Below are 8,265 nucleotides of genomic sequence, written 5' to 3'. Positions count from 1 at the left end.
GCGGTTTACGCACACTCTGGATTGCTTCGCTGCGCTCGCAATGACGCGGTGTACTCCGCCCCCAAATGGGTTCGGCACCGGCCCCCTGCTCCGGGCCGCCGATGTGGGGACGGACGGCCGGGAAACAGGGAGCCGGTGCCGATTTCAGCGGCGCCGAAAACTGGTGGGGTAGTCGTCAGGCGGCCTGCTGCTGAACTCCATATTTGCGCATCTTCTCGATCAGCGTCGTCCGCTTGAGCGTCAGCAGGCGCGCGGCTTCGGAGATGATCCCGTCGGCGAGATCGAGGGCGTTGTGAATCTGTTCGAGCTCGATCGTCTCGATCTCGCGCTTGAGGTCGATCGGGCGGCCGGGTGCCGGCATCTTGGCGGGATGCGCGGCGAGATGATCCTCGTCGTCGGCAGACACCATGGCGGGGCTGTGCGAGGCGACCGGGCGCAGAACGGGCACGGCGGTGGGATTGAGGAGGATCGTGACATCCTCTGCGCTCAGCGTCTCGCCGCCGTGGAGCACGCTCGCGCGCTCGACGAAGTTGCGAAGCTCGCGGACGTTGCCCGGCCATTGGTGCTGCATCAGCACGGCAAGCGCGCCTTCGTCATAGCGGCACTTGGCGTCGGCAGGCATCTTGCGCTGGAAATGGCGGATCAGCGCCGGAATATCCTCGACGCGGGCGGCAAGGGCCGGCACCTGGATGACGACGACGCCGAGGCGGAAGAACAGATCCTCGCGGAACTTGCCGTCGGCGATCGCGTCGCCCAGATCCTGGTGCGTCGCGGAAATCAGGCGGATGTCGACGGGGCGGACCTCGCTGCTGCCGACGCGGACGATCGTCCGGTCCTCGAGCACGCGGAGCAGCTTGACCTGCATGTCGAAGCGCATGTCGCCGATTTCGTCGAGAAACAGGGTGCCGCCGTCGCTCGCCTCGAAATGGCCGATGCGGCGGGCATGGGCGCCGGTGAAGCTGCCCTTTTCATGGCCGAAGAGTTCGGATTCGATGAGGTCGCTGGGAATGGCGCCGCAGTTGATCGCGGTGAAGGCGTTGTCGGCGCGCACGCCTTCGTCGTGGATGGCGCGGGCGACGAGTTCCTTGCCCGAGCCCGACGGGCCGCAGAGCAGCACCGACGCATTCGAACGGGCCACCCGCCGGATCATTTCGCGCAGCCGCTCCACCGCCGGGCTGTGCCCGATGATCAGCGTCTCAAGCGCCGACGGCGCCGCCCCCTTGTTCTGCCCCACGGTCATTTTCGTCTCCACCGCGCCCCCCAATCGGCGCTTTCGATGGAGGGAGAGATTGAGGAAAATGGTAAACGAAAGATTATCCAAAGGATCACAACTCCTTGAAATCAAAGAGTTATTACCAATATGGCGATAATGGCCGCGCAATCGCGTCGTTAAGGTTTTGGAATGCCGCCAAATTGGCGCTAATTCTCATCCCCCATCCGCCAGCCGAGCGTGATCGAGATGCGGCGGTTGCGCGGATCGAATCGATCGACGGGGTTATAGGGCTCGCGATCGGCGACCCCTTCGATGCGCGCATAGCGTTCTCCGGCAACGCCGCGATACTCGAGAAAGTTCCGCACGACTTCGGCGCGGTCCACCGACAGGCGCCAATTGTTCATCCCCGCCTTCGCCGACCAGGGCGCGGCATCGGTGTGGCCGCGGATCATCAGCCGGTTCGGCGTCTCGGCGATCGGCCCCGCGATTTCGCTGAACAGTTTCGCGCCCGCGGGGGTGAGCTGGCTGGTGCCCATCACGAACATCGAGAAGTCGGCGTCGTCGACGACGTCGATCCGCATCCCCTCGGTCGTGACGGTGAAGCGCAGGTTGCGCGCGAGCCGCTTGAGCTCGCCCTTCTTCTGCACCCGCTCCATCATCGACTTTGCGACCTGCGCGAATTTTTCCTTCTCGTGCTCGCGGCCCGCGGCCTCCTTCGGTCCGCCGACGGCGTCCTTGGGGATGGTGAGCGAGCGGGTGCCGGTCTGCCCCGCGCGGTGCGGATAATTGTCGGCGGAGACGATCGAATCGCCGCCGAACAGACTGGCGCCGCCGGCGCTCTCCTGCTTCGTCCGCACGATCGTCGGCGCGAAATAGTCGGCGAGCGCCTTGCGCTGCTTTTCGGTGGTCGCGCCGAGCAGCCACATCAGCAGGAAGAAGGCCATCATCGCGGTCACGAAGTCGGCATAGGCGACCTTCCAGGCGCCGCCGTGATGGCCGCCATGCGCTTCCTCGATCACCTTCTTGACGATGATCGGCCGAACAAGATTGGGACGCGCAGCCATTTAGCGTCCTCTCATGCCGTCGAAGACCTCGGCGAAGCTCGGCTGGTTCAGATGGTCGACCCCCGAGCGCGCGGCTTCGATGACGAGCGGCTGCGGATGGCCGTGGAGCGAGGCGATGATGAGTTGCTTCACCGTGTGATAGATGGCGGCGTCGCTTTCGATCACCGTCTTCGCGCGCGCCGCGAACGGCCCGACGAGGCCATAGGCGAGGAGCACGCCGAGGAAGGTGCCGACGAGCGCCGAGCCGATCATCGCGCCCAGGATCTCGGGCGGCTTGTCGATCGAGCCCATCGTTTTCACGACGCCGAGCACCGCGGCGACGATGCCGAGAGCCGGAAGCGCGTCGGCGAGGCTCTGGAGCCCTTCGGCGGGCTTCAGCGCGTGGTGGCGATGGTTTTTCAGCGCATTGTCCATGACGTCCTCGACCGCGTGGGGGTCGAGCGTCCCCGACGAGACGACGACGAGGCGCAGCGTATCGCAGATCAGGTGGACGAGCGTGTCGTCCTTCAAAAGCTTGGGATATTGCTGAAAGATCGGCGAGCTTTTCGGCTCCTCGATATGCGGTTCGACCGCGACCGGCCCCTCGGTGCGCATCATCTTCATCAGCGTCGAGACGAGCAGGATACAGTCGAGATAATCCTGCTTCTTGTAGGCAGGGCCTTTGAACACCTTGCCGAGCCCGCCCGCGAGCGCTTTCAGGTCGGCGCCCGAATTGCCGATGATCAGCGAGCCGACCGCGGCGCCGCCGATGATCAGCATTTCATGCGGAAGCGCGTGGAGCACCGGGGTCAGATTGCCGCCGGTGAACGCAAACCCCCCGAACACCAGCAGGATCAGAACGACGATGCCGATTACGGGAAACATGCGCGGGCAACTCCATTGGGGGCGAACCCCCGGAAAAATTCAAAGGACGTCTTTATGCTTAACGGCAGCGCGCCGCCGAAGTTGAGCGCGTCAGGTCAAAAGATCGAACAAAGTCTGCCGGTTGATCTTGGCAAAGGCCGCCTGTGCGGCGCTGAGCGTCAGATCCTGGGCATTCAGCTCAGCGATCGCCGTTTCGAGGTCGGTTTCCTCGATCGACTGGCGCTCGTCGGCGATCTCGATCCCGCGCGCCGACAGCGATTCGCCGATGCGTTCGAGCCGGCCGGCCGACAGGCCGAGCGCGGCATTCTGGTCGGCGACATGGCCGATCGCGGCGGTGATGGTGGTCAGCGCGGCGTTCATGCCGGGCTTGTCGCCCGCCGTGATCGCGCTCGCGGCGTCGCGCAGGCTGGTCGACAGCGAATTGCCCCCGACGACGAAAGCGGTCGCCGCCGACGGCACCGGCGCGAAGGCGACGTCCGAATCGAAGCGGACGACGCGGGCGTTGCCGGCGGCGAACAGCGGCTCGCCATTCGCGTCGCGCGTCGCCGCGAAAGCGTCGATCTCGTCGGCCAGTGCGCCCAGTTCGGCGGCGATCGTCGCGCGGTCGCTCGGGCTCGCGGTGTCGCTCGCCGCCGACAGCGTCAGCTCGTTCGCGCGCGCCAGCAGCTCGCTCACCGACTTGAGCACGCCATCGGCCTGCGCGGTCTGCGCGGTGGCCGATTTGATATTCGCCTGCCAGCTCGTCATGCTCGCCTGCGTCGTGCCGATCGTCAGCACGCGGCGCGCGGCGACGGGGTCGTCCGACATGCGTTGCATCCTGAGGCCGGTCGAAATCTGGATCTGCGTGCGTTCGAGCGCATCGGCGAGCCTGGACTGGCGCGCGATCTCGCGCGTCATGCGATTGCCCACGGCGTTAATCATCTCTCCGGCCCTCCTACAGCGAGCTGAGCAGCGTCTGCATCGTTTCGCGCGCGACCTGGATCGTGCGCGCCGCCGCCGAATAGGCCTGCTGGAAACGCAGCAGCTCGGCGGCTTCATTGTCGAGATTGACCTCGCTCACCGAATCGCGCGAGGCGGCGGCGCCGTCCGCGCGCGTCGTCGCGGCGGCGTCCTGCGCGCGCGCCGAGGCCGTCGTCTGCGCCTGCGTTGCGATATGGCCCGACCAGGCCGCCTCGGGATCGTTCGCGCCGCGCATCGCGCCGAGCGCCAGCATATTGCCGTTACCGCTCGTCGTGTCGGCGGCGGCGACCTGGCTCGCGGTCAGCGGCGTCGCGGTCAGAGTCGCGGCCGTGGTACCGGTGAAGAGCGGCTGGCCGGCGTTGCCGTCGGCATCGATACCCGCCTGATGCGCGGCATTGAGCTCGCCCGCGAACTGCGTCGCCATCGTGTCGAGCCCGGCGCGCTGGTCGGCGATATGGTTCGCCGCCTCGGCAAAACCGGCAAGCGAACCCGTCGCGTTGGGAAAAGGCGATCCGCCGATCGTATAGGCGATGCGGCCGTCGGCCGCAGCGGTCATCGCGATCGGCGTCACCACGCCGCCGCCCACGAGCAGGTCGCCGCTTCCGGTCGCACGCACCGTCACCGCGCCATGCGCGTCGAAGGTCGCGCTGACCCCCGCCTGCGACGACAATTGGTCGAGCAGCCGGTCGCGTTCGTCCATCAGCGCCGCCTGGTTGGTCGACCCGTCGCGCGCCTTGCGCAGGCCGACGTTGATCTGTTCGAGCGCGTTCAGGTTGGTGTTGAACTGCGACACCTCGGCCGTGCCCGCGGCCGACACGCCGTCCGACAGGCTCGACAGGCGGTTCGCGGCGGTCTGAAAGCCCGCGGCGACATCGCTCGCGGCTTGAAGGAATTGCGCGCGCAGCGTCGGGTTCGACGGATCGGCGGTGAGCTGGTCGGCGGTCGTGTAGAGCGTGGTCAGCGCGGTCTTGATGCCGTTGCTGTCGTCGCTGAGCGCGCTTTCGACGCGGTTCATCCAGTCGAGCTTGGCCGCCGCGCGTTCGGAATCGCCCGACGAGATGCGCGCATCGTTGATCAGCCACTGGTCGACCGAGCGCACGACGCCCTTGATATCGACGCCGCCCGGGGTCGTGCTGCCGCGATAGAGCACCATGTTGGTGCCCGCCGGCACTTCGGCAAGGTCGAGCCGGCGCCGCGCATAGCCCGGCGTCTGTGCGTTGGCGATATTGTCGCCGACGGTCGACAGCGCCTTCGAATAGGCGCGCAGGCCGGTGTAGCCGATGCTGAGAAGATCGCTCACTGGAGGCCCCCTCCGCCCGCGGCCATGGCGCGGCCCTTGAGCTGCGCCTCGACCATGTCGGCGATGCCGAACTGGCGGAGCGCGGCCATCGAATCCGCGGTCTTGGCATCGGCCATTTCGCGGAAATTGTCGGTCGCGCTCGACCCGAAGATGTCGTCGCCGAGCTTCGCCTGGCGCATCGAGCTCATCAGCTGGCGGAGGATCACCGCCTCGAAGGCCTCGGCCGCCTTGCGCAGGCCGCCGTCGCCGCTCCCGCCCCCGGCCGCGGCGGGCGCGGGGGTCGAAGCGTAGGAAGAGGAGATGGGCATCGTCATATGATCACCAGTTCCGCTGTCAGCGCGCCGGCCTGGCTCAGCGCTTCGAGGATGGCGACGAGGTCGCCGGGGGGAACGCCCATGCGATTGATCGCATCGACGAGCTCGGAAAGCGATGCGGTGGATTTCACCATCATCATCGGACGATAATCCTGGTCGACGCTGATATCGCTCGACTGCTCGACCGCGGTTTCGCCGCGGCTGAACGGCGCGGGCTGCACGACCATCGGCGATTCCTTGATCGAAACGGTCAGCTTGCCCTGCGACACCGCCGCGGTGCCGACGCGGACCGCGCCGTTGATCACGACCGTGCCGGTGCGCGCGTTGACGATCACCCGCGCCGGCGGCTCGGAGCGGACGACATCGAGATTCTCGATCCGCGACATCAGCCGCATCCGTTCGTCGTTGCCGCCATCCGCACGGATCGCGATGCTGGCGCCGTCGATCATCACCGCCGAACCCGGCAGCGCCTGGTTGATCGCGTCGGTGACGCGCTTGGCGTTGGTCGCGTCGAACTGGTGGAGGTTGAAGGTCAGCCGGTCGCTGGCGGCAAAACCCGTGTCGACCGCGCGCTCGACCGTCGCGCCGCCGGCGATCCGGCCGCTCGACGGGACATTGACCGTCAGCTTCGACCCGTCGGCGGCATCGACGCCGAGGCCGCCGATGACGAGATTGCCCTGCACCATCGCATAAATCTGTCCATCGGCGCCATAGAGCGGGGCGAGCACCAATGTGCCGCCGCGCAGGCTCTTCGATTTGCCGATCGCCGAAACCGTGACGTCGAGGCGCTGGCCGGGCTTGGCGAAGGGCGGCAGCTCGGCCGTGATCATCACCGCCGCGGCGTTCTTGAGCGCCGGGTTGACCCCCGGCGGCAGCGTGAGGCCGAAGCGCGAGACCGCGCCCTTCATCCCCAGCGTCGAATAGTCGAGGCTGTCGTCGCCCGTCCCCGCCAGGCCGACGACGATGCCGTAGCCGGTGAGCTGGTTCGCGCGCAGTCCCTGGAACTGGCCCATATCCTTGATCCGCTCGGCCTGCGCCGGGGCGGCGAAGACGAGGCTCGTCAGAAACAGAGCGATCAGGGCGATGAGGGTTGGACGCTGGGTCACTTTTCTGTCCTCTTTAGAACGGGCTGATGATCGAGAAGAAACGTTGCAGCCAGCCCTGCTTGCTGGCGCGTGCGATCTCGCCCTTGCCGACGTAGCGGATGTGGGCGTTGGCGACGCGGGTCGACAGGATGCGGTTGTCGGGGCCGATGTCGATCGCGCGGACGATGCCCGAGATCTGGACGCGTTCGTCGCCGCGATTGAGCGTCAGCAATTTCTCGCCCTTCACCAGCATCGTGCCGTTCGGATAGACTTCGGCGATCGTCACGCTGACCTCGCCCGACAGCGCGTTCGACTGCGAGGCGTCGCCCTTGCCCTTGAACTGCTGGCCGCCGCCCATCGCGACATCGCTGGGGTTGAACAGCGACAGCGGGCCGGTCGCGGGCGGGGTCAGGCCGATATTGCCGTCGCGCTGCGTCTGCGCGGCATTGCTTTTGGTCGCGGCGGTGCGTTCGACGAGCTGGATCGTGATGATGTCGCCGACCGCCCCCGCGCGTCCGCCCGAGGTCAGCGGCACATAGCCGCCCTGGAAGATCGCGCCGTTGGCCGGCGGCGCCGGCGGCGGTGCCGGCATCGTCACCGCAAAGGCGTCGGGCGCGACCTTGTCCTTCGCGAGCGCCGGAGCGGGCGCGAGGACAAGCGCGATCAGCGCCAGCTTAAAGGGTCTGCGAGGCATTTTTCATCATCTCGTCGGTGGCCGAGATCATCTTCGAATTGACCTCATAGGCGCGCTGCGTCTCGATCATGTCGACGAGTTCCTCGACGACATTGACGTTCGATCCCTCGAGCATCCCGCCACGCAAGCTGCCGCGCCCCTCCTCGCCGGCGCCGCCGACCTGCGGCGCGCCCGAAGCGGGGGTTTCGACGAGCAGATTGTTGCCGATTGCCTGCAGGCCCGCCGGGTTGGCGAAGCGCGCAAGCTCGATACGGCCGAGTTCGGTGAGCGTGCCGTCGGGGCTGCTCGCCGACACGGTGCCGTCGGCGCCGACCGAGATATTGGTCGCATCCTCGGCGATCTGGATCTGCGGCTGCACCGGCTTGCCGTCCGACGTCACGAGGACGCCCTCGGGCGAGCGGCCGAAATTGCCGGCGCGGGTGTAGCCGATGCGCCCGTCGGGCATCTGGACCTGAAAATAGCCGGCACCGTCGATCGCGACGTCGAGGCCGTTGCCGGTCGTCGCGAAGGTGCCCTGCGTATCGATCCGCGCGGTGCCGCTGAGCGCGACGCCGGTGCCCAGGTTGAGCCCGGTCGCATAGCGATTTTCCGCCGTCGACTGCGCGCCCGGCGGAGTCATCATCTGATAGCTCAGCGTCTCGAAGCTCGCGCGGTCGCGCTTGAAGCCGGTGGTGTTGACGTTGGCGAGGTTGTTCGCGATCACCTGCATCCGGAAGCTCTGGGCATCCAGACCGGTGCGGGCGACGTGCAAGGCTCCGAAGCTCATTTCAA

The 8,265-nt window shown here is 67.0% G+C and carries 9 protein-coding genes; all 9 read right to left on the bottom strand.

Translation table 11 applies throughout. The features are described from left to right. Window positions 1–175 precede the first annotated feature (175 nt). On the bottom strand, window positions 176–1,240 hold the full coding sequence (locus OJI97_RS13490; RefSeq protein WP_297664259.1) for a sigma-54-dependent Fis family transcriptional regulator: 1,065 nt from the start codon (window positions 1,238–1,240) through the stop codon (window positions 176–178). 179 nt (window positions 1,241–1,419) lie between these two features. Further along, window positions 1,420–2,277, bottom strand: coding sequence for a flagellar motor protein MotB (locus tag OJI97_RS13485; protein ID WP_297664257.1), 858 nt, complete (start codon window positions 2,275–2,277; stop codon window positions 1,420–1,422). Continuing rightward, window positions 2,278–3,141 (bottom strand): flagellar motor stator protein MotA, encoded by an 864-nt coding sequence (gene motA, locus OJI97_RS13480; RefSeq protein ID WP_257545802.1) that lies wholly within the window; start codon window positions 3,139–3,141, stop codon window positions 2,278–2,280. A gap of 90 nt (window positions 3,142–3,231) precedes the next feature. Continuing rightward, window positions 3,232–4,062 (bottom strand): flagellin, encoded by an 831-nt coding sequence (locus OJI97_RS13475; RefSeq protein ID WP_297664254.1) that lies wholly within the window; start codon window positions 4,060–4,062, stop codon window positions 3,232–3,234. A 13-nt stretch (window positions 4,063–4,075) separates the two neighbouring features. Continuing rightward, window positions 4,076–5,401, bottom strand: coding sequence for a flagellar hook-associated protein FlgK (gene flgK / locus OJI97_RS13470; protein ID WP_297664252.1), 1,326 nt, complete (start codon window positions 5,399–5,401; stop codon window positions 4,076–4,078). Continuing rightward, window positions 5,398–5,715, bottom strand: coding sequence for a rod-binding protein (locus OJI97_RS13465; protein ID WP_297664250.1), 318 nt, complete (start codon window positions 5,713–5,715; stop codon window positions 5,398–5,400). The genes flgK and OJI97_RS13465 overlap by 4 nt, the downstream gene beginning before the upstream one ends. Further along, complete coding sequence (locus OJI97_RS13460) at window positions 5,712–6,800, bottom strand: flagellar basal body P-ring protein FlgI (protein ID WP_297664261.1); 1,089 nt, start codon at window positions 6,798–6,800, stop codon at window positions 5,712–5,714. The genes OJI97_RS13465 and OJI97_RS13460 overlap by 4 nt, the downstream gene beginning before the upstream one ends. 34 nt (window positions 6,801–6,834) lie before the next feature. After that, a complete protein-coding gene (locus OJI97_RS13455; protein ID WP_297664248.1) occupies window positions 6,835–7,494 on the bottom strand; it encodes a flagellar basal body L-ring protein FlgH in 660 nt (219 codons plus the stop codon). Beyond that, window positions 7,475–8,260: a flagellar basal-body rod protein FlgG gene (gene flgG, locus OJI97_RS13450; protein ID WP_297664247.1), complete on the bottom strand. Its 786-nt coding sequence runs from the start codon at window positions 8,258–8,260 to the stop codon at window positions 7,475–7,477. Before flgG ends, OJI97_RS13455 begins: the two co-directional genes overlap by 20 nt. Window positions 8,261–8,265: the final 5 nt, after the last annotated feature.

This window comes from Sphingopyxis sp. (assembly GCF_025869345.1).
In the GTDB taxonomy this organism is placed as follows: Bacteria; Pseudomonadota; Alphaproteobacteria; order Sphingomonadales; family Sphingomonadaceae; genus Sphingopyxis.
This window is presented reverse-complemented; position numbering and strand designations above follow the sequence as displayed.

Excerpts from the sequence above, each read along its gene's own strand:
- OJI97_RS13485 (WP_297664257.1), bottom strand. The coding sequence starts at position 2,277 with ATGGCTGCGCGTCCCAATCTTGTTCGGCCGATCATCGTCAAGAAGGTG.
- OJI97_RS13490 (WP_297664259.1), bottom strand. The coding sequence starts at position 1,240 with ATGACCGTGGGGCAGAACAAGGGGGCGGCGCCGTCGGCGCTTGAGACG.
- OJI97_RS13475 (WP_297664254.1), bottom strand. The coding sequence starts at position 4,062 with ATGATTAACGCCGTGGGCAATCGCATGACGCGCGAGATCGCGCGCCAG.
- motA (WP_257545802.1), bottom strand. The coding sequence starts at position 3,141 with ATGTTTCCCGTAATCGGCATCGTCGTTCTGATCCTGCTGGTGTTCGGG.
- flgG (WP_297664247.1), bottom strand. The coding sequence starts at position 8,260 with ATGAGCTTCGGAGCCTTGCACGTCGCCCGCACCGGTCTGGATGCCCAG.
- OJI97_RS13465 (WP_297664250.1), bottom strand. The coding sequence starts at position 5,715 with ATGACGATGCCCATCTCCTCTTCCTACGCTTCGACCCCCGCGCCCGCC.
- OJI97_RS13455 (WP_297664248.1), bottom strand. The coding sequence starts at position 7,494 with ATGCCTCGCAGACCCTTTAAGCTGGCGCTGATCGCGCTTGTCCTCGCG.